This window comes from Bacillus cereus group sp. BfR-BA-01441 (genome assembly GCF_022663075.1).
Lineage (GTDB): Bacteria > Bacillota > Bacilli > Bacillales > Bacillaceae_G > Bacillus_A > Bacillus_A cereus.
In genome coordinates this window covers 91,547-111,627 of the sequence record NZ_JAKUEU010000006.1, presented here as the reverse complement: position 1 = coordinate 111,627, position 20,081 = coordinate 91,547, and the positions used below count along the sequence as shown (strand labels likewise).

The window sequence follows — 20,081 nt, the reverse complement described above, 5'->3', positions numbered from 1 at the left end:
AACCATGTCATGTATATTGTGTAAAGAAAAGAGTGGGGAAACCCACTCTTTCGTGTTACTATCTATGTTTTATCTACGTAGATAGGTAAAAGATTTCTGTCGTATATACATATTTTGTTACAAGTTTTACTTCTTAAATTTGGTAATACTAAGACAGATAATCCCTGCTGAACAGCAGGGGCTTTTGTTAGCTAACGAGAAAGAATAAGATAGACCGTTTTTAAATTGGCGGGGTCTTCTTCTTTTAAATGGTACATGACGGCAGGAAGGAGGCTGTTTATGGATAAGAAAGTCACAGAAGTTGTAGAAGCATTTGCGCAGCCGATCGTTGAAGAGTTAAATCTTGAACTTGTAGATGTAGAGTATGTGAAAGAAGGACAAGACTGGTTCTTACGCGTATTCATCGATTCTGAAAAGGGAGTCGACATTGAAGAATGCGGTGCGGTAAGTGAACGTTTAAGCGAAGCTTTAGATAAAGAGGACCCAATTCCTCATCTTTACTTTTTGGATGTATCATCTCCTGGAGCGGAACGCCCATTAAAGAAAGAAAAAGACTTCCAGCAAGCGGTAGGAAAACAAGTGGCAATTAAAACATATGAGCCGATTGATGGTGAAAAGATGTTTGAAGGAAAACTGCTTTCTTACGATGGTACAACAATAACATTATTATTAACAATTAAAACACGTAAAAAAGAAATCCAAATTTCGATGGATAAAGTCGCAAATGCGCGACTTGCTGTTACGTTTTAGTTAGAAGGGGGATCTTCATGAGCACTGAGTTATTAGATGCTTTGCTCGTATTAGAATCTGAAAAAGGCATTAGCAAAGACATTATTATTGATGCGATTGAAGCAGCTTTAATCTCTGCTTATAAGCGCAATTTTAATCAAGCACAAAACGTTCGTGTGAGCTTTAACCCAGAAGTGGGAACAATTCAAGTTTTAGCACGTAAAGACGTAGTAGACAATGTGTTTGATCCACGTCTTGAAATTTCTGTAGAGGAAGCAAGACAAATTAATCCAAACTATCAAGATGGTGACGTACTAGAAATTGAAGTAACACCAAAAGACTTTGGTCGTATTGCAGCACAAACTGCAAAACAAGTTGTAACACAACGAGTGCGTGAAGCAGAGCGCGGTGTTATTTACTCTGAGTTTAGTGACCGTGAAGAAGATATTATGGTAGGTATTGTACAACGTCAAGATGCTCGTTTCATCTATGTAAGCTTAGGAAAAGTAGAAGCTTTATTACCTGTAAGTGAGCAAATGCCTAATGAGCAATACAAACCACATGATCGTATTCGCGTATTCATTACGAAAGTAGAAAAAACGACAAAAGGACCACAAATTTACGTATCACGTACACATCCTGGTCTTTTAAAACGTTTATTCGAAATGGAAGTTCCTGAAATCTATGATGGAACTGTAGAAATTCGTTCTGTAGCACGTGAAGCTGGCGATCGCTCTAAGATCTCTGTATATGCAGAGAACACTGATGTTGATCCAGTTGGTTCTTGTGTAGGACCAAAAGGGCAACGTGTACAACGCATTGTAGACGAATTAAAAGGTGAAAAAATTGACATCGTTCGCTGGTCAAATGATCCAGTTGAATATGTTGCAAATGCATTAAGCCCATCACAAGTTGTTAAAGTACTTGTAGATGAAGAAGAAAAAGCGACAACAGTAGTTGTTCCAGACCACCAGCTATCATTAGCTATCGGTAAGCGTGGACAAAATGCACGTCTTGCAGCTAAATTAACAGGCTGGAAAATTGACATTAAGAGTGAGTCTGATGCGAAACAACTTGGTATTGTAACAGAAGAAGATAGCGTAATCGCATTTGGATTCGATTCAGTGGAAGACGAAATCGAATAGAGGTGATGAGTATGAGCAATCGAAAAGTTCCGTTACGAAAATGTGTTGCAACGCAAGAAATGAAATCAAAACGAGAGCTCGTTCGCATTGTTCGTTCCAAAGAGGGAGAAGTGTCCATTGATTTAACTGGGAAAAAATCAGGACGAGGTGCTTACTTGTCGAAGGACAAGGAGAGCATTCTTCAAGCTCAAAAGAAAAATGTTTTGGAACATCATCTAAAAGCGAAAATCGACGGTTCTTTATATGAAGAGCTTCTTGAGCTTGTTGAGAAGGAGTCGAAATAAGTGTCCGATTGGAAATCGTTTTTAGGACTAGCAAACCGGGCTCGGAAAATTATTTCGGGTGAAGAACTCGTTTTAAAAGAAGTACGAAGTGGCAAAGCAAAACTTGTATTGCTATCTGAAGATGCGTCAGTAAATACTACAAAACGCATCACAGATAAAACTACGTACTACAACGTACCAATGAGAAAGGTCGAAAATCGACAACAATTAGGGCATGCGATTGGGAGAGATGAGCGAGTCGTTGTAGCTGTGTTAGATGAAGGCTTTGCGAAAAAGCTGCGTAGCATGCTCGATACAAATTACCGGGGGTGAAGGTATGAGTAAAATTCGAGTGCATGAATATGCAAAAAAACATAATATCTCAAGTAAAGATCTTATGACAAAACTAAAAGAAATGAATATCGAGGTTTCGAATCATATGACAATGTTAGACGATGAAGTAGTAAATAAATTAGATAATGAATATCAAACTGAAAAACCTTCTGTTGCAGATGAGTTTGAAGTAGAAGAAAAAGTTGTTCGCAGTAAAAAGAACAGCAATAAGAAAAAGAAAAAAGGCAAAGGGAACGAAGACAAACGTCAAGAGAACTTTGCTGGTAGACAACAAACTCAAATTGTAGAAACACCAGATAAAATTACTTTCTCTGGAAGCCTTACAGTAGGAGATCTTGCTAAAAAATTAAGCAAAGAGCCATCTGAAATTATTAAGAAGCTCTTCATGCTTGGAATTATGGCAACAATTAACCAAGACTTGGATAAAGATACAATTGAGTTAATTGCTAACGACTACGGTATTGAAGTAGAAGAAGAAGTAATTGTGAGCGAGACTGAGTTTGAAACATTCATTGATGAGCAAGATGATGAAGAGAACTTAAAAGAACGTCCAGCTGTAGTTACAATCATGGGACACGTTGACCACGGTAAAACAACATTACTGGATTCTATTCGTAACTCAAAAGTAACTGCAGGCGAAGCGGGTGGAATTACTCAGCATATCGGTGCATATCAAGTTGAAGTAAACGATAAGAAGATTACATTCTTAGATACACCTGGTCACGCAGCATTTACAACGATGCGTGCTCGTGGTGCACAAGTAACGGATATTACAATCCTTGTTGTTGCAGCGGATGACGGTGTTATGCCACAAACGGTTGAAGCAATTAACCATGCGAAGGCAGCAGGAGTACCAATTATTGTTGCTGTGAATAAAATGGATAAACCAGCTGCAAACCCTGATCGCGTAATGCAAGAACTAACAGAATATGAATTAGTTCCAGAAGCTTGGGGCGGAGATACTATTTTCGTACCAATTTCTGCAATTCAAGGCGAAGGCATTGACAACTTACTAGAAATGATCCTTCTTGTAAGTGAAGTAGAAGAATATAAAGCAAATCCAAACCGCTATGCAACTGGTACAGTAATCGAAGCACAGCTTGATAAAGGTAAAGGAACTATCGCGACATTACTTGTTCAAAACGGTACGCTTCGAGTTGGAGATCCAATCGTTGTTGGAACTTCATTCGGACGTGTTCGTGCAATGGTAAGTGATATTGGTCGTCGTGTAAAAGTTGCTGGTCCATCAACTCCTGTTGAAATTACTGGTTTAAACGAAGTACCACAGGCTGGAGATCGTTTCATGGCATTCGCTGATGAGAAGAAAGCTCGTCAAATTGGTGAATCACGTGCACAAGAAGCTTTAGTTGCACAACGTGGTGAGAAATCTAAATTAAGCCTTGAAGATTTATTCCAACAAATCCAAGAGGGCGATGTAAAAGAAATTAACTTAATCGTAAAAGCAGACGTACAAGGTTCTGTTGAAGCGATGGCAGCATCACTTCGTAAAATTGATGTTGAAGGTGTAAAAGTTAAAATCATTCACACTGGTGTAGGTGCGATTACAGAATCTGATATCATTTTAGCTTCTGCATCTAATGCAATTGTAATTGGATTTAACGTACGTCCAGATGTGAACGCGAAGCGTACAGCTGAATTAGAGAACGTTGATATTCGTTTACACCGTATTATTTATAAAGTAATCGAAGAGATTGAAGCAGCGATGCAAGGTATGCTTGATCCAGAATTCGAAGAAAAAGTAATCGGTCAAGCAGAAGTTCGTCAAACGTTTAAAGTAACAAAAGTTGGAACAATCGCAGGTTGTTACGTAACAGACGGTAAAATTACGCGTGATAGTGGCGTACGTATTATCCGTGACGGCGTAGTAATTTTCGAAGGACAACTTGATACGTTAAAACGTTTCAAAGACGACGTAAAAGAAGTTGCACAAAACTATGAGTGTGGTATTACAATTGAGAGATATAATGATCTTAAAGAAGGGGACATCATTGAAGCGTACATTATGGAAGAAGTGAAGCGATGATTATCGCTTCACTCTCATTCGAGTGTATGATTTACGATGTGCATTCTTTAAAAGAGAAACGTGCAATTTTACAACGTGTGTTAACTCGTGTGAAACAGCGCTATAATGTAGCTGTTTCTGAAGTTGGGCATCAAGATGTATGGCAACGTACAGAAATTGCAATTGTTTCCGTATCCTCAAATCGTGTTATCTGTGAAAAAGAAATGAATCGTGTACTTGAGTACATCGATTCATTTCCTGAAATTGAACGTACAATAACACATTTGGAATGGTATTGAATGAGGTGAAGAGTTATGAAATTACGTGCGAACCGTGTGGGCGAGCAAATGAAAAAAGAATTAGGCGATATTATCAGTCGTAAAATTAAAGACCCACGTATTGGATTTGTTACAGTAACAGATGTACAAGTGAGTGGTGATTTACAAATTGCTAAAGTATATATTTCTGTTTTAGGTGGCGAAGAACAGAAAGAAAATACTTTAAAAGGTTTAGCGAAGGCAAAAGGCTTTATTCGTTCAGAAATTGGCCAACGTATTCGTCTTCGTAAAACACCGGAAATTACCTTTGAGTTTGATGAGTCTATCGGATATGGTCATCGAATTGATACACTTTTACATGAAATTAATAAAGACGGTAAACGTGAAGAATAATGGATAGACATTTGTCTATCCATTTTTTCAATGCAAAATAAGTTTTGGATATTTAATACGAAAGAATTATGATGAGGTGAACATATATGGAAGGTGTAGTATTATTACATAAGCCAAAAGGCATGACATCACATGATTGTGTATTTAAATTAAGAAAGATATTGCGAGAAAAGAGAATTGGTCATACGGGAACATTAGATCCAGATGTAACAGGAGTATTACCTATTTGTGTGGGACGAGCAACGAAAATTGCACAATTTTTAACAAGTGAAACGAAAACATATGAAGGTGAAGTAACATTAGGGTTTTCGACGACAACTGAAGACGCTTCTGGTGAGGTTGTTGAAACGAAAAATGTAGATCGTACTATTACTCGTATGGAAGTAGAGAAAGCCCTTGCGGAATTAACAGGCACGATTGAACAAATGCCACCAATGTTCTCGGCTGTAAAAGTAAACGGGAAAAAATTATATGAATATGCAAGAGCAGGACAAGAGGTGGAACGTCCAGTTCGTACAATTACAATTCATGAATTCGTATTACTTGATGATCGTGAAGTTTTTGAAGGTGAAAATATTTCATTCCGTTTCCGTGTAACGTGTAGTAAAGGAACATATGTAAGAACATTAGCTGTAATGATCGGGGAGAAACTTGGTTTCCCATCACATATGTCTCACCTTGTAAGAACGGCATCTGGTGAATTTTTATTAGAAGATTGCATATCATTTGAAGAAATTGAAGAAAACGTGCAAAATGGAACAGTAGAGTCTATCTTCATTTCAATTGATGAAGCATTAAGTAAGTTTCCAAAAATGGTTGTAGATGAAAAGCAAGCAGAGAAAATAAAGAATGGTATGTTCTTAAAGAATGAATTAGAAATAACAGCACCATTTATTACAGTGTTTGATAAAAATGATCGTTGCTTAGCAATTTATGAACATCATCCGAAACATCCTGGCATGTTAAAGCCGATGAAAGTACTTGTGAATAATCAAGAACTAAAGCTATAATGAATTATTGGAAGGATTATTACAGAAAAAGGTGAATTCAAGCGTGAAACTTATTCATTTAACTCATCCACATGAACAAAATAAATTAGAATTACCACCTACTGTAATGGCATTAGGATTTTTTGATGGCATTCATTTAGGACATCAATGTGTAATTCGAACTGCGAAAAAAATAGCGGACGAACGAGGATATAAAAGTGCAGTTATGACATTTCATCCTCATCCATCTGTTGTTTTAGGGAAAAAGGATGCGCATGTGGAGTATATTACACCAATGCGCGATAAAGAAAAAATAGTCGAAAGCTTAGGAATCGATATATTATATGTGATTAAATTTGATGAATCATTTGCAGGGTTATTACCGCAACAATTTGTAGATGATTATATTATTGGTTTAAATGTAAAGCATGTAGTAGCAGGGTTTGATTATTCATATGGACGTTTAGGAAAAGGAAAGATGGAGACTTTACCATTTCATGCAAGAGGGGAGTTTACACAGACTGTGATTGAAAAAGTTGAATTTCAAGAAGAGAAAGTAAGTTCTACAGCATTACGAAAGTTAATTCGAAATGGCGAAATGGAGCAAATTCCATCTATTTTAGGTAGAGCCTATACTGTAGCGGGAACAGTTATACACGGCGACAAACGTGGGCGTCAAATTGGTTTTCCAACAGCTAATGTAGGTTTAAGTGATGAGTATTTATTGCCACCTGTAGGTGTTTATGCAGTGAGATTAAAAGTTCACGATGAATGGTACGATGGTGTATGTAATATTGGATATAAACCGACTTTTAAAGAAGATGAGCGTCAATTATCAATTGAAGTGCACTTATTTGAATTTAACAAAGATATATACGATCAAAATGTTACAGTAGAGTGGCATATGCGTATAAGAGCAGAAAAGAAATTCAACGGTATTGATGAGTTAGTTGAACAAATCGCAAAAGATAAGAAAACAGCACAAGAATATTTTATGAGCGAAAAGAATATACTTGCTTTTTCAAATGAAAAGTAGTATTCTATGTTATGTACTTTATGACAACCATTGCTTGGCATTGCGACTCACCGACGCTTGCTAGGTAATTGGGGGTTTAATTAATAGGAGGTGAAATAGGATGGCTTTAACACAAGAACGTAAAAATGAAATCATTGCACAATTTAGAACTCATGAGACTGATACTGGTTCTCCAGAGGTTCAAATTGCTGTCCTAACGGAGCAAATTAACACTCTAAACGAGCACTTACGTACTCACAAGAAAGATCATCATTCACGTCGTGGTCTATTAAAGATGGTTGGTAAACGTCGTAACTTACTAACTTACCTTCGTAATAGCGATATCACACGTTACCGTGAATTAATCACAAAGCTTGGCTTACGTCGATAGTCAAAGAAGCGGGAATATTCCCGCTTTTTTGTTAGGTAAAAATATATCTTCTACGCTTTATAGCTTACTTAATTTTAGGCAATACTAGAGGTAGAATATTGTGATATACTATCCATTTACATAGAAGAATTGAATACTTTAAATTGAGAGGGGTACTTAAATGAGTCAAGAAAAGCAAGTCTTCTCGATAGATTTAGCTGGTCGCCAGCTAACAGTTGAAACTGGTCAGCTTGCAAAACAAGCGAACGGAGCAGTATTAGTAAGATATGGCGATACAGCGGTTCTATCTACAGCAACTGCATCAAAAGAAGCAAAAAATGTAGATTTCTTCCCACTTACAGTAAACTATGAAGAGCGTTTATATGCAGTCGGAAAAATTCCTGGCGGTTTTATTAAGCGTGAAGGTCGTCCAAGTGAAAAAGCAATTTTGGCAAGTCGTTTAATCGACCGTCCAATTCGTCCGCTATTCGCAGATGGCTTCCGTAACGAAGTACAAGTTGTCAGCATTGTAATGAGTGTTGATCAAGATTGTTCTTCTGAAATGGCAGCTATGCTTGGTTCTTCATTAGCGTTATCGATTTCAGATATTCCATTTGAAGGTCCAATCGCTGGTGCGACAGTTGGCCGTATTAATGGCGAATTCGTTATTAACCCAACAGTAGAACAGCAAGAACAAAGTGATATCCACTTAGTTGTAGCTGGTACGAAAGATGCGATTAACATGGTTGAAGCAGGAGCAGATCAAGTACCTGAAGAAACAATGTTAGAAGCAATTATGTTTGGTCATGACGAAATTAAACGTCTAATTGCATTCCAAGAAGAGATTGTACAAGCTGTAGGTAAAGGGAAATCAGAAGTGAAACTTTATGAAGTTGACGCTGATCTTAACCAAGCTGTACGTGAAATGGCTGAAGAAGATATGCATTCAGCAATTCAAGTACATGAGAAACATGCACGTGAAGATGCAATTAACGAAGTGAAAAAGCGTGTTATTGAGCATTACGAAGCGCAGGAAGCTGACGCTGATACATTAGGACAAGTAAATGAGATTTTATATAAAATTGTAAAAGAAGAAGTACGTCGTCTTATTACAGTTGAAAAAATCCGTCCAGATGGCCGTAAAGGTGACGAAATCCGTCCATTAGCATCAGAGGTTGGTATTTTATCTCGTACACACGGTTCTGGTTTGTTCACTCGTGGACAAACACAAGCATTAAGTATTTGTACATTAGGTGCATTAGGCGATGTGCAAATTTTAGATGGTCTTGGCGTAGAAGAATCAAAACGTTTTATGCACCATTACAATTTCCCATCATTTAGTGTTGGTGAAACAAGACCAATGCGTGGACCAGGTCGTCGTGAAATCGGTCACGGTGCACTAGGAGAACGCGCACTTGAGCCTGTAATTCCATCTGAAAAAGATTTCCCATACACAGTACGTCTTGTATCTGAAGTTTTAGAATCAAATGGTTCTACTTCACAAGCAAGTATTTGTGGTAGTACTTTAGCAATGATGGATGCTGGTGTTCCACTTAAAGCTCCAGTTGCAGGTATTGCAATGGGTCTAGTTAAAACTGGTGAGCATTACACAATTTTATCTGATATTCAAGGTATGGAAGATCATTTAGGTGATATGGACTTTAAAGTAGCAGGTACAGCACAAGGTGTAACTGCACTACAAATGGACATTAAAATCGATGGTCTATCTCGTGAAATTTTAGAAGAGGCATTACAACAAGCAAAAGTTGGTCGTGTGCACATTCTAAATCATATGTTATCTGTTATTCCAGAGCCACGCACTGAATTATCAGCGTACGCTCCAAAGATTATTACAATGACAATTAATCCAGATAAAATCCGTGACGTTATCGGACCGAGCGGTAAACAAATCAATAAAATTATTGAAGAAACTGGCGTTAAAATTGACATCGAGCAAGATGGCACAGTATTCATTTCTTCAATAAACCAAGAAATGAACGACAAAGCTAAGAAAATTATCGAAGATATCGTTCGCGAAGTACAAGTAGGTGAAATCTACGAAGGAAAAGTGAAACGTGTTGAGAAATTCGGTGCTTTCGTTGAATTATTCAGCGGTAAAGATGGATTAGTTCATATTTCTGAACTTGCACTTGAGCGTGTAGGTAAAGTAGAAGACGTTGTAAAAATCGGTGATGTAATTACAGTTAAAGTTATCGAGATTGACAAGCAAGGTCGCGTAAATCTATCTAGAAAAGTATTGCTAAAAGAAGAGCAAGAAAAAGAAGCTGCTAAAGAAGAAAACAAACAAGAGCAGCAATAAGTAAAAGCCAGTTTAACTGGCTTTTTTTGTTATGTAAAAATATGATTTATATATATTTTTATGTCAGCATAGGTATAGTTTTCATTATAACGCTCAAATTAACAAAGATAAGAAGAAAATGTTTTTATATAGTTAATTTGGGAGGGTTTATATGAAAGTTCGTATATTGGCATACATATGTATATTTTCTTTATATGTCAGTTTAGGCTCTTATTCTGTTTTTGCACAAGATAACTTGCATGAAGAAATTCAAAAGCATGCAAAAAAGTATGAGATTGCACCTCAAAATGCGATGATTGATAAAATATGGAAGGCAACACCTGGATATAATGGAAGACAAGTGGATATTGAAGCATCGTATAATAATATGAAGAAGCTAAAGGAATTTGATCAAAAATATCTTGAATTCAAAGAAGTCTCACCGAGTGTTCATTTAGAAGATTTATCACCCGCTCCAATTTATAGAGGCCATCCAAATAAAAAAATGGTAGGATTAACAATAAATGTGGCATGGGGAAATGAGTATTTGCCTCGCATATTAGAGATATTGAAAAAGCATGATGTGAAGGCCACTTTCTTTTTAGAAGGACGTTGGGTGAAAGAAAATTTACGATTTGCAAAAATGATTGTCGATGCAAATCAAGAAGTCGGAAATCATTCTTATACGCACCCTAATATGAAAACGCTATCGTCTGATGAAATACGAGAGCAGTTACAAAAAACAAATCGAATGATAGAAGTAGTAACGAATCAAAAAGTAAGATGGTTTGCCCCGCCGAGTGGAAGTTTTCGAGATGAAGTCGTGAAAATCGCTGATGATTTCCAAATGGGAACGATTATGTGGACTGTCGATACAATCGATTGGAAGCGACCTGAGCCAGATGTACTATTGCAGAGAGTAATGAGAAAAATACACCCAGGTGCTATCGTATTAATGCATCCTACTTCGTCAACGGCAGAAGCATTAGATACAATGATTAAAAAATTGAAGGAACAAGGATATAAAGTGGGGAATATAACAGAATTACTGGATGAAAAACGTGTGGATTAAATACATTTGCATGACATTCATCCTTAAACTTGTTATCATTAAATAATAGCACTTATTTAGAGAAACTGGCAGTAGGAGGAAAGTTTTTGATTAAAAAATATACTTGTAAAAATGGTGTAAGAATAGTTATGGAGAATATACCAACTGTAAGATCGGTTGCGATTGGTATTTGGATCCATGCGGGATCAAGAAATGAAAATGAAAAAAATAACGGGATTTCTCACTTTTTAGAGCATATGTTCTTTAAAGGGACAGAAACACGTAGTGCACGAGAGATTGCAGAATCATTTGATAGCATTGGTGGTCAAGTGAATGCATTTACTTCAAAAGAATATACATGTTACTATGCAAAAGTATTAGATGAGCATGCTAAATATGCTTTAGATGTTTTAGCAGATATGTTCTTTAATTCAACATTTGATGAGGAAGAACTGAAAAAAGAGAAGAATGTCGTATGTGAAGAAATTAAAATGTACGAAGATGCTCCAGATGATATTGTGCATGATATGTTAACGAAAGCAACATATGAAACGCATCCACTTGGATATCCTATTTTAGGAACAGAAGAAACGCTTAATACGTTTACAGGTGATACGTTACGTCAATATATAAAAGATCATTACACACCTGAAAATGTAGTTGTATCAATCGCAGGAAATATTGATGAAGCATTTTTACAAACAGTGGAGCAATATTTCGGTAGTTATGAAGGAACAACAAACCGTGAACAAGTACATAGCCCAATTTTCCATTTCAATAAGGTAGCCCGTAAAAAAGAAACGGAACAAGCTCATTTATGTCTAGGATATAAAGGCTTACAAATGGGACACGAAGATATTTATAACTTAATTGTATTAAATAATGTTTTAGGCGGTAGCATGAGTAGCCGTTTATTCCAAGAAGTACGTGAGCAACGTGGATTAGCTTACTCAGTATTTTCTTACCACTCTTCTTATGAAGATACAGGCATGTTAACACTTTACGGTGGAACAGGTAGCCAACAATTAGATACATTGTATGAAACAATGCAAGAAACATTAGAGACATTGAAAAATACAGGTATTACAGAAAAAGAGCTTATGAATAGTAAAGAGCAATTAAAAGGAAACTTAATGTTAAGTTTAGAAAGTACAAATAGCCGTATGAGCCGTAACGGTAAAAATGAATTGCTTCTTCGTAAACATCGTTCACTTGATGAGATTATTGAAAGTGTAAACACTGTAACAAAAGAAAATGTGGACGGATTAATTCGCAATATGTTTACTGACGAGTTCTCTGCGGCACTTATTAGTCCAGACGGAAAACTTCCAAAAGGAATAAAACTATAATCAATTTTTACGATGTATAAAAAATAACCTTCTCTCTTTTTAAATGAGAGAAGGTTATTTTTTTTATACATATAGAATAGGTACTAATTATAGACAATGCAAATGAAAAATTCAGTAGGGGAGTGGAGTGTGTATGCGATTAAGTGAATTAAGTGGTAAAGAGGTTGTAGATATAGAAAAAGCGGAAAAAATGGGAGTCTTAGGTTATATGGATTTAGAGGTTAATGAGAAAGACGGGCAAATACAAACACTTATAATACCTGTAGGTAAGTGGGGAGGTTTTAAAAAGGAACCACAAGAAGTAAGGGTGGCATGGAGTCAAATAAAGAAAGTCGGACACGATATGCTTCTTTGTGATAGTATAGATCGTTCAAATTCGGAGTGAAGGATGGCCATTTTGGTCATCTTTTTTTGTATCTACATAGAAACCTGATAAATCATATGTGCATTTGGATTTTCAATCACCATAAACTCGTACATTACATATGATGTGGAGGAAAAAGAAAAAGTAGGCACTTTTCTTATAAATGACAGAAAAAGAAGGTGAATTAGGGAATGTTGACTGAGATGCATATTGCTGTCATAGGAGGAGATGCAAGGCAGCTAGAAGTAATTCGTAAGCTAGTTGAATTGGATGCGAAACTTTCTTTGATAGGTTTTGATCAGTTAGATCATGGTTTCACAGGGGCAGCAAAAGAAAGTATACAAAATTTAGATTTCACTTCTGTAGACGCAATTATTTTGCCGGTTGCCGGTACAAATGCCAAAGGAGAAGTAGATACTATTTTTTCAAATGAAAAAGTTTCAATAACGAAAGAACAAATTGAAAATACACCAGAACACTTTACTATATATTCAGGTATTGGTACACCTTACTTGGAAAATCTCGTATCTACTACGAACCGAAAACTTGTTAAATTATTTGATCGTGATGATGTAGCAATATACAATTCTATTCCAACGGTAGAAGGTACATTAATGATGGTAATTCAACATACCGACTATACAATTCATGGGTCCAATGTAATGGTTCTAGGATTTGGTAGAACAGGAATGAGTGTTGCGAGAGCATTTCAATCATTAGGAGCCCATGTCAAAGTTGGAGCAAGACGATCTGAACATATTGCACGTATTACAGAAATGATGTTTTCTCCTTTTCATATGCAAGACATAGAGAAAGAAGTAGGAAATATCGATATTGTAATTAATACGATTCCGCACCTCGTTGTAACAGCGAATGTTATTGCAAAAATGCCAGCTCATACGTTAGTGATTGATTTAGCTTCTAAACCAGGCGGTACTGACTTTAGATATGCAGAAAAAAGAGGAGTCAAAGCATTGCTAGCACCTGGATTACCAGGTATTGTTGCCCCAAAAACGGCTGGGCAAATCTTAGCAAATGTTCTTTCTCAGTTATTAGCAGCAGATGCAATCGCAAAGGAGGAGGAAAAGAAATGAGTTTGAAGGGGAAACGAATTGGTTTCGGATTTACAGGTTCACATTGTACGTATGAGGAAGTTATGCCGCACTTAGAAAAATTAATTGCTGAAGGAGCAGAAGTACGTCCTGTTGTTTCATACACTGTTCAATCAACAAATACTAGATTTGGAGAAGGAGCAGAGTGGATTAAGAAGATTGAAGAAATAACAGGTTTTAAAGCAATTAATTCAATTGTTGGAGCAGAGCCACTTGGACCTAAAATTCCATTAGACTGCATGGTAATCGCTCCTTTAACAGGAAATTCTATGAGTAAATTTGCAAATGCAATGACAGATTCTCCAGTACTAATGGCAGCAAAAGCGACGCTAAGAAATGGCAAGCCTGTCGTATTGGCGGTTTCGACGAATGATGCTTTAGGGTTAAATGGGGTAAATCTCATGCGCCTAATGGCAACAAAAAACATCTACTTCGTCCCATTCGGTCAAGATGCGCCAGAGAAAAAACCGAACTCAATGGTAGCTCGTATGGAGTTACTGGAAGATACAGTATTAGAAGCGCTGCAAGGAAAGCAATTGCAACCGGTGGTCGTAGAAAAATTCAGATATATGAATTAAAAAACGAAAAAAAACGGACAATTTTTGATGAAACCATCATTCTTACTGTAGAATATGATAAAATTAACGTTATTAAGATTAGAAGGGGTATTGTATACTCCTTCTGATTCTAAGTTATAGAAGGATTGGTATCTAGAAAGGGGCATAGTGATGGAAAAGCAAAAAACTTTTCATGTCGCTGTAGTTGGAGCAACCGGCGCAGTTGGTGAACAAATGTTAAATACTTTAGAGAAACGAGAATTTCCAATCGGGAAATTAACGTTACTTTCATCTAAACGATCTGCAGGTAAGAAACTTGTATTTAAAGGCGAAGAATTTACAGTTCAAGAGGCAACTCCTGAAAGCTTTGAAGGAGTAGATATTGCACTATTTAGTGCTGGTGGATCTGTATCGAAACAATTAGCGCCAGAAGCAGCAAAACGCGGTGCGATTGTTGTTGATAATACAAGTGCATTCCGTATGACAGAAAACGTGCCACTTGTTGTACCTGAAGTAAATGAAAACGACTTAAAAGAACATAATGGTATTATTGCAAATCCAAACTGTTCTACAATTCAAATGGTAGTAGCTCTTGAGCCAGTTCGTCAGCAATATGGTTTAAAACGAGTAATCGTTTCCACATATCAAGCTGTATCAGGTGCTGGTGCGGCAGCTATTGAAGAACTGCATGAACAATCACAAGCAATCTTAAATGGCGAAGAAGTTAAGGCAAATGTTCTTCCTGTATCAGGTGATAAGAAGCATTTCCCAATTGCTTTTAATGCGATTCCACAGATTGATAAATTCCAAGATAATGGATTTACGTTTGAAGAAATGAAAATGATTAACGAAACGAAAAAAATTATGCATATGCCTGAATTAGAAGTAGCGGCAACATGTGTACGTTTACCAGTTGTATCAGGACACTCTGAGTCTGTTTACATCGAAGTAGAAAAAGAAGGCGTAACAGTAGCAGAATTAAAGAGCTTACTTGCAAATGCGGAAGGTATTGTTCTACAAGATAATCCAGAAGAGCAGTTATATCCAATGCCAGCTACTGCAGTAGGTAAAAACGAAGTATTCGTTGGAAGAATCCGTAAAGATTTAAATAACGATAAAGGATTCCATCTTTGGGTCGTATCTGATAACTTATTAAAAGGCGCTGCATGGAATTCTGTTCAAATTGCAGAGCGCTTAGTAAAATTACAATTAGTGTAAACGGCTAAGAGAAGGTGCAAAATATGAAAATAATTGTTCAAAAATTTGGTGGCACATCAGTACGTGATGACAATGGACGTAAGCATGCGCTTCATCATATAAAAAAATCATTAGCTGCTGGTTATAAAGTAGTTACTGTCGTATCTGCTATGGGCCGTAAAGGTGAACCATATGCAACGGATACGTTATTAAGTCTTGTAAATCAAGAGGAATCTACTATTTCTAAGCGTGAGCAAGATTTATTATTATCGTGTGGAGAGTTAATCTCTGCAATTGTTTTCTCTAATATGTTGAATGAGAACGGTATAAAAGCAGCAGCATTAAATGGTGCACAAGCTGGTTTTGTAACGAATGATGACTTTACGAATGCAAAGATTATTGAAATGAATTGCGATCGTATACATGAAGAGTTAGAAAATGTAGATGTAATCGTCGTTACAGGATTCCAGGGACAAACGAAAAAAGGTGATACGACAACACTTGGACGCGGAGGTAGTGATACTTCAGCTTCAGCATTAGGTGTTGCACTTCATGCTGAATACATCGATATATTCACTGATGTAGAAGGTGTTATGACTGCGGATCCTCGTATTGTAAAAGATGCACGTCATCTTCAAACTGTAACGTATAACGAAATTTGTAACATGGCTTATCAAGGTGCGAAAGTCGTTCATCCACGTGCAGTTGAAATTGCGATGCATGCAAAAGTGCCACTTCGTGTACGTTCTACGTATTCTGATAGTGAAGGTACGCTTATTTCAGCATATGACGGTGCTACAAGAGGTCGTGATGTAGAAGAACGTCCTGTTACAGGCATTGCCCACGTATCAAACGTAACGCAAATTAAAGTGCTTGCAAAAGAAACGGCATATGATTTGCAACAACATGTGTTTAAAGAGATGGCGAACGAAGGAATAAGTGTTGATTTAATTAATATTTCACCTACTGGCGTAGCATATACAGTGAGTGATAATGTATCAAGTCATGCAGTTAAATTATTACAGAACCTTGGATATGAGCCAATTGTGACAGAACATTGTGCGAAAGTATCTATCGTTGGGGCTGGAATGGCAGGATACCCAGGGGTTACTGCGAAAATCGTTACAGCTTTAGCGGAAAAAGGTATTCAAATCCTGCAATCGGCAGATAGTCATACAACAATTTGGGTTCTTGTAAAAGAAACTGATTTAGTGGAGGCTGTAAATGCATTACATAGTGCGTTTGAGCTTTCAAAAGAAAAGCAACTGGAACAATAAGGAGTGAGACCATGATAGATTTTGGGACAATTGCAACCGCGATGGTAACACCGTTTGATATAAACGGGAATATCGATTTTGCAAAGACAACGAAATTGGTAAATTATTTAATTGATAACGGTACAACAGCAATCGTGGTAGGAGGAACGACAGGAGAATCTCCTACATTAACTTCAGAAGAGAAAGTAGCGTTATATCGCCATGTCGTATCTGTTGTCGATAAAAGAGTGCCCGTAATCGCTGGAACAGGTAGCAATAATACGCATGCTTCTATTGACTTAACTAAAAAGGCAACAGAAGTTGGTGTGGATGCAGTAATGCTAGTAGCACCGTATTATAACAAACCGAGTCAAGAAGGAATGTATCAGCATTTTAAAGCAATTGCTGAAAGCACACCGCTTCCGGTTATGCTATATAACGTTCCAGGACGATCTATTGTACAAATCTCCGTTGATACAGTTGTTCGTTTATCAGAAATAGAAAACATTGTTGCTATTAAAGATGCCGGCGGCGATGTGTTAACAATGACAGAAATCATTGAAAAAACAGCGGACGACTTTGCGGTATACAGCGGTGATGACGGTTTAACGTTACCAGCTATGGCAGTTGGAGCGAAAGGTATCGTTTCGGTAGCCTCTCATGTTATCGGAAACGAAATGCAAGAAATGATTACAGCATTTCAAGCAGGAGAATTTAAGAAGGCACAAAAATTACATCAATTACTTGTAAGAGTAACTGATTCATTATTTATGGCGCCAAGTCCAACTCCAGTAAAAACAGCGTTACAAATGGTTGGATTAGATGTAGGTTCTGTACGTTTACCACTTCTTCCATTAACAGAAGAAGAAAGAGTAACGTTACAATCTGTAATGCAATCTATCCCTCGTTAATAAAAAATGACCTAGTGTAGAACTAGGTCATTTTTTATTATATGCAAATCTTTTCCTCTTTTTCTTACTTATATGTGTTCTTATAAGAATATTAATCGCTTCTTCATTATGTGTATAAGAAAATAATCGTATCCCTTTAACTGAGTCAAAAAATGATAGATATTATGGCATAAACGTAATAAACTACGGTGTCTGTTTTTAGAGAAATCCCCTCAAATGTGACGTAATTCATAAAAAAACTCCATTTTGTAAGTGTTTTTGTTGGATTCTAGAAAAATAAATCTTGAAACTCCCTATTATGAAATGAATTTAGCGTATGTATGGCTAGTTCTTCAAAATAATATGGAGTATAAAATCGGAGTAAATATAAAGGAAATACGTTCGATACTTTTGTTGTCATTCCGTTCTTTTCCTCTTTCTTTCGCACGATTTAACTTGTGTTCTATTTCTTGTATCAGGTATAATATGGCTAAGTAGCTTAGTACGGGTATGCTTAGCAAAATTGGGAAAAATTATAATTTAATTAAATTTTCATATCATATCGAATAAGATATTTGATTTATATAATGAAAGAGAGGTGAAACCTGGTTTAAAAAATAAACAAGGACATGATATCGCATAACGGTAAGGACATTCGTCTTGGACGGTGAAAATATGGTGGTTGTAGAGTTTCCCCTGGTGTCTCTGCAATTTTAGTGAAATCAGTGTTTGCAAGATTTTTAAACCAGGCAACAACATGAAGAGAAAAGAGAATGAGTCTGTTAAAGTATTTGCTCTTGGTGGAGTAGGTGAAATCGGGAAAAACATGTACTGTGTTGAAATTGATTCTGAAATCTTTATCGTAGATGCAGGGTTAATGTTCCCGGGAGATGAAATGTTTGGAATTGATATCGTTATTCCTGATATTACATATTTAGTGGAAAATCAAGAGCGAGTAAAAGGTTTATTTATTACTCACGGTCATGAAGATCATATTGGTGGAATTGTGTATGTACTTCGTAAATTATCTATTCCAGTCTATGCAACGAAATTAACGGTAGGACTTATACAAGAAAAACTTGGTGAAGCGGGCATGTTAGGCCGTGTAGACCTAAAAACAATCGATTCAAATTCAACAGTAGAATTTAACACTACAACGGTGTCATTCTTCGGAACGACACATAGTATTCCGGATTCTGTTGGCGTTTGTTTCCATACATCAAAAGGTGCAGTCGTATATACGGGAGACTTTAAATTCGATCAAACTCCAATTGGAAATAGTGGAGCAGACCTTGGTAAAATGGCACAAATCGGAAATGAAGGCGTACTTTGCTTATTATCTGATAGTACAAACGCAGAGCGCCCAGGCTATACAGGTTCAGAAAAAGAAGTTGGTGTAGAAATCTCTAAAGTGTTCTACGGCGCAGAAGGTCGCATTATCGTTGCTTCATTTGCATCGAATGTACATCGTATTCAACAAGTATTTGATGCAGCTGCTGAAACAGGACGAAAAGTAGCAGTAGTAGGACGTAGTATGGTGAAAGTAGTAGACATTGCAAGACGTCTTGGTTATTTAGATGTTCCAGAAGGTATGGTTATTTCATTACAAGAAGTAGACAACTTCCCAGAGAAAAAGGTAGCTATTTTAACGACAGGTAGTCAAGGTGAACCGATGGCTGCTCTATCTAGAATGGCAAAACAAGCGCATAAACAAATTTCAATTCGTAAAGGTGATACTGTTATCATTGCTGCTTCGCCAATTCCGGGTAATGAAATATCTGTATCAAAAATTATTGATTTGTTATTTAGAGCTGGAGCTGAAGTTGTTTATTACGGCGAACGAAAAGTTCACGTGTCAGGTCACGGTAGCCAAGAAGAATTAAAATTAATGTTAAATTTAATGAAACCAAAGTACTTTGTACCCGTACATGGTGAGTTCCGTATGCAAAAAGCACATGCATATTTAGCTGAAGATGTAGGTATTACAAGAGAAAATATCTTTATCGTAGAAAAAGGCGATGTAATTGCTTTTGGTGACGATGAAGCAAACTTAGTCGGTAAAGTACAAGCTGGTAATGTTTTAATTGATGGATTAGGTGTAGGTGACGTTGGTAATATCGTTCTTCGAGATAGAAAGATGTTATCTCAAGATGGAATACTAGTAGTTGTTGTAACGCTTGGTAAAGATGAAAAGAAAATTATCTCTGGCCCAGAAATCATTTCACGTGGTTTCGTATATGTTCGTGAATCAGAAGCGTTAATTGAACGATCTACAGAGATTGTACGTATGATTGTTGAGCAGTCAATTAAAGAATATTCAATTGAATGGTCAATGTTAAAACAAAATATTCGTGAATTATTAGGACAGTTCTTGTACGAAGAGACAAAGAGAAAACCTATGATTTTACCGATTATTATGGAAGTATAAAAAGATCACCCTTATGGGT

General features: G+C 36.7%; 20 protein-coding genes. All 20 read left to right on the top strand.

Annotation, left to right across the window (positions count from 1 at the left end; all coding sequences use genetic code 11):
* Positions 1 to 279: 279 nt before the first annotated feature.
* The 20 genes from rimP (at position 280) to MR107_RS04730 (ending at position 20,062) form a co-directional block, all read left to right on the top strand.
* A complete protein-coding gene (gene rimP / locus MR107_RS04825; protein ID WP_000359096.1) occupies positions 280 to 750 on the top strand; it encodes a ribosome maturation factor RimP in 471 nt (156 codons plus the stop codon).
* A 17-nt stretch (positions 751 to 767) separates the two neighbouring features.
* Positions 768 to 1,874 (top strand): transcription termination factor NusA, encoded by a 1,107-nt coding sequence (nusA, locus tag MR107_RS04820; RefSeq protein WP_000102604.1) that lies wholly within the window; start codon positions 768 to 770, stop codon positions 1,872 to 1,874.
* An 11-nt stretch (positions 1,875 to 1,885) separates the two neighbouring features.
* Positions 1,886 to 2,158, top strand: coding sequence for an RNase P modulator RnpM (gene rnpM, locus MR107_RS04815; protein WP_000071127.1), 273 nt, complete (start codon positions 1,886 to 1,888; stop codon positions 2,156 to 2,158).
* Positions 2,159 to 2,470, top strand: coding sequence for a YlxQ family RNA-binding protein (locus MR107_RS04810; RefSeq protein ID WP_001286523.1), 312 nt, complete (start codon positions 2,159 to 2,161; stop codon positions 2,468 to 2,470).
* A 4-nt stretch (positions 2,471 to 2,474) separates the two neighbouring features.
* Entirely contained in the window at positions 2,475 to 4,535 is a 2,061-nt protein-coding gene (infB, locus tag MR107_RS04805; RefSeq protein WP_000036343.1) for a translation initiation factor IF-2, read from the top strand.
* Positions 4,532 to 4,813, top strand: a complete 282-nt coding sequence (locus tag MR107_RS04800) for a DUF503 domain-containing protein (protein WP_000582363.1) — start codon at positions 4,532 to 4,534, stop codon at positions 4,811 to 4,813. Before infB ends, MR107_RS04800 begins: the two co-directional genes overlap by 4 nt.
* A 15-nt stretch (positions 4,814 to 4,828) precedes the next feature.
* Positions 4,829 to 5,185: a 30S ribosome-binding factor RbfA gene (gene rbfA / locus MR107_RS04795; RefSeq protein WP_242292096.1), complete on the top strand. Its 357-nt coding sequence runs from the start codon at positions 4,829 to 4,831 to the stop codon at positions 5,183 to 5,185.
* An 86-nt stretch (positions 5,186 to 5,271) separates the two neighbouring features.
* On the top strand, positions 5,272 to 6,195 hold the full coding sequence (gene truB / locus MR107_RS04790) for a tRNA pseudouridine(55) synthase TruB (RefSeq protein WP_000399350.1): 924 nt from the start codon (positions 5,272 to 5,274) through the stop codon (positions 6,193 to 6,195).
* A 43-nt stretch (positions 6,196 to 6,238) separates the two neighbouring features.
* Positions 6,239 to 7,210: a bifunctional riboflavin kinase/FAD synthetase gene (gene ribF / locus MR107_RS04785; protein ID WP_000766706.1), complete on the top strand. Its 972-nt coding sequence runs from the start codon at positions 6,239 to 6,241 to the stop codon at positions 7,208 to 7,210.
* Between the two features lie 100 nt (positions 7,211 to 7,310).
* On the top strand, positions 7,311 to 7,580 hold the full coding sequence (rpsO, locus tag MR107_RS04780; RefSeq protein WP_001229392.1) for a 30S ribosomal protein S15: 270 nt from the start codon (positions 7,311 to 7,313) through the stop codon (positions 7,578 to 7,580).
* A gap of 160 nt (positions 7,581 to 7,740) precedes the next feature.
* Complete coding sequence (pnp, locus tag MR107_RS04775; RefSeq protein ID WP_242292095.1) at positions 7,741 to 9,879, top strand: polyribonucleotide nucleotidyltransferase; 2,139 nt, start codon at positions 7,741 to 7,743, stop codon at positions 9,877 to 9,879.
* A gap of 151 nt (positions 9,880 to 10,030) precedes the next feature.
* Positions 10,031 to 10,930 carry a polysaccharide deacetylase family protein gene (locus MR107_RS04770; protein ID WP_000868217.1) on the top strand — a complete coding sequence of 300 codons (900 nt, stop codon included), beginning with the start codon at positions 10,031 to 10,033 and terminating at the stop codon, positions 10,928 to 10,930.
* An 86-nt stretch (positions 10,931 to 11,016) separates the two neighbouring features.
* Positions 11,017 to 12,258 carry a M16 family metallopeptidase gene (locus tag MR107_RS04765; protein ID WP_000592996.1) on the top strand — a complete coding sequence of 414 codons (1,242 nt, stop codon included), beginning with the start codon at positions 11,017 to 11,019 and terminating at the stop codon, positions 12,256 to 12,258.
* A gap of 133 nt (positions 12,259 to 12,391) precedes the next feature.
* Positions 12,392 to 12,643 (top strand): YlmC/YmxH family sporulation protein, encoded by a 252-nt coding sequence (locus tag MR107_RS04760; protein ID WP_242292094.1) that lies wholly within the window; start codon positions 12,392 to 12,394, stop codon positions 12,641 to 12,643.
* A 170-nt stretch (positions 12,644 to 12,813) separates the two neighbouring features.
* Positions 12,814 to 13,716: a dipicolinic acid synthetase subunit A gene (gene dpaA / locus MR107_RS04755; protein WP_000954735.1), complete on the top strand. Its 903-nt coding sequence runs from the start codon at positions 12,814 to 12,816 to the stop codon at positions 13,714 to 13,716.
* The gene (gene dpaB, locus MR107_RS04750; protein ID WP_000053596.1) at positions 13,713 to 14,312 is read left to right on the top strand and encodes a dipicolinate synthase subunit B; all 600 of its coding nucleotides are present in this window, start codon (positions 13,713 to 13,715) and stop codon (positions 14,310 to 14,312) included. Before dpaA ends, dpaB begins: the two co-directional genes overlap by 4 nt.
* A gap of 150 nt (positions 14,313 to 14,462) precedes the next feature.
* Positions 14,463 to 15,509, top strand: a complete 1,047-nt coding sequence (gene asd, locus MR107_RS04745) for an aspartate-semialdehyde dehydrogenase (protein WP_000414846.1) — start codon at positions 14,463 to 14,465, stop codon at positions 15,507 to 15,509.
* Between the two features lie 23 nt (positions 15,510 to 15,532).
* Complete coding sequence (dapG, locus tag MR107_RS04740) at positions 15,533 to 16,765, top strand: aspartate kinase (RefSeq protein WP_000692451.1); 1,233 nt, start codon at positions 15,533 to 15,535, stop codon at positions 16,763 to 16,765.
* Between the two features lie 11 nt (positions 16,766 to 16,776).
* A complete protein-coding gene (dapA, locus tag MR107_RS04735; protein ID WP_000564763.1) occupies positions 16,777 to 17,655 on the top strand; it encodes a 4-hydroxy-tetrahydrodipicolinate synthase in 879 nt (292 codons plus the stop codon).
* A gap of 736 nt (positions 17,656 to 18,391) precedes the next feature.
* Complete coding sequence (locus tag MR107_RS04730; RefSeq protein WP_000823096.1) at positions 18,392 to 20,062, top strand: ribonuclease J; 1,671 nt, start codon at positions 18,392 to 18,394, stop codon at positions 20,060 to 20,062.
* Positions 20,063 to 20,081 lie beyond the last annotated feature (19 nt).

Bases quoted from the DNA above. Each gene is read 5' to 3' on its own strand.
- rimP (WP_000359096.1), top strand. From the start codon at position 280: ATGGATAAGAAAGTCACAGAAGTTGTAGAAGCATTTGCGCAGCCGATC.
- nusA (WP_000102604.1), top strand. From the start codon at position 768: ATGAGCACTGAGTTATTAGATGCTTTGCTCGTATTAGAATCTGAAAAA.
- rnpM (WP_000071127.1), top strand. From the start codon at position 1,886: ATGAGCAATCGAAAAGTTCCGTTACGAAAATGTGTTGCAACGCAAGAA.
- infB (WP_000036343.1), top strand. From the start codon at position 2,475: ATGAGTAAAATTCGAGTGCATGAATATGCAAAAAAACATAATATCTCA.
- MR107_RS04800 (WP_000582363.1), top strand. From the start codon at position 4,532: ATGATTATCGCTTCACTCTCATTCGAGTGTATGATTTACGATGTGCAT.
- rbfA (WP_242292096.1), top strand. From the start codon at position 4,829: ATGAAATTACGTGCGAACCGTGTGGGCGAGCAAATGAAAAAAGAATTA.
- truB (WP_000399350.1), top strand. From the start codon at position 5,272: ATGGAAGGTGTAGTATTATTACATAAGCCAAAAGGCATGACATCACAT.
- rpsO (WP_001229392.1), top strand. From the start codon at position 7,311: ATGGCTTTAACACAAGAACGTAAAAATGAAATCATTGCACAATTTAGA.
- pnp (WP_242292095.1), top strand. From the start codon at position 7,741: ATGAGTCAAGAAAAGCAAGTCTTCTCGATAGATTTAGCTGGTCGCCAG.
- MR107_RS04770 (WP_000868217.1), top strand. From the start codon at position 10,031: ATGAAAGTTCGTATATTGGCATACATATGTATATTTTCTTTATATGTC.
- MR107_RS04760 (WP_242292094.1), top strand. From the start codon at position 12,392: ATGCGATTAAGTGAATTAAGTGGTAAAGAGGTTGTAGATATAGAAAAA.
- dpaA (WP_000954735.1), top strand. From the start codon at position 12,814: ATGTTGACTGAGATGCATATTGCTGTCATAGGAGGAGATGCAAGGCAG.
- dpaB (WP_000053596.1), top strand. From the start codon at position 13,713: ATGAGTTTGAAGGGGAAACGAATTGGTTTCGGATTTACAGGTTCACAT.
- asd (WP_000414846.1), top strand. From the start codon at position 14,463: ATGGAAAAGCAAAAAACTTTTCATGTCGCTGTAGTTGGAGCAACCGGC.
- dapG (WP_000692451.1), top strand. From the start codon at position 15,533: ATGAAAATAATTGTTCAAAAATTTGGTGGCACATCAGTACGTGATGAC.
- dapA (WP_000564763.1), top strand. From the start codon at position 16,777: ATGATAGATTTTGGGACAATTGCAACCGCGATGGTAACACCGTTTGAT.
- MR107_RS04730 (WP_000823096.1), top strand. From the start codon at position 18,392: ATGAAGAGAAAAGAGAATGAGTCTGTTAAAGTATTTGCTCTTGGTGGA.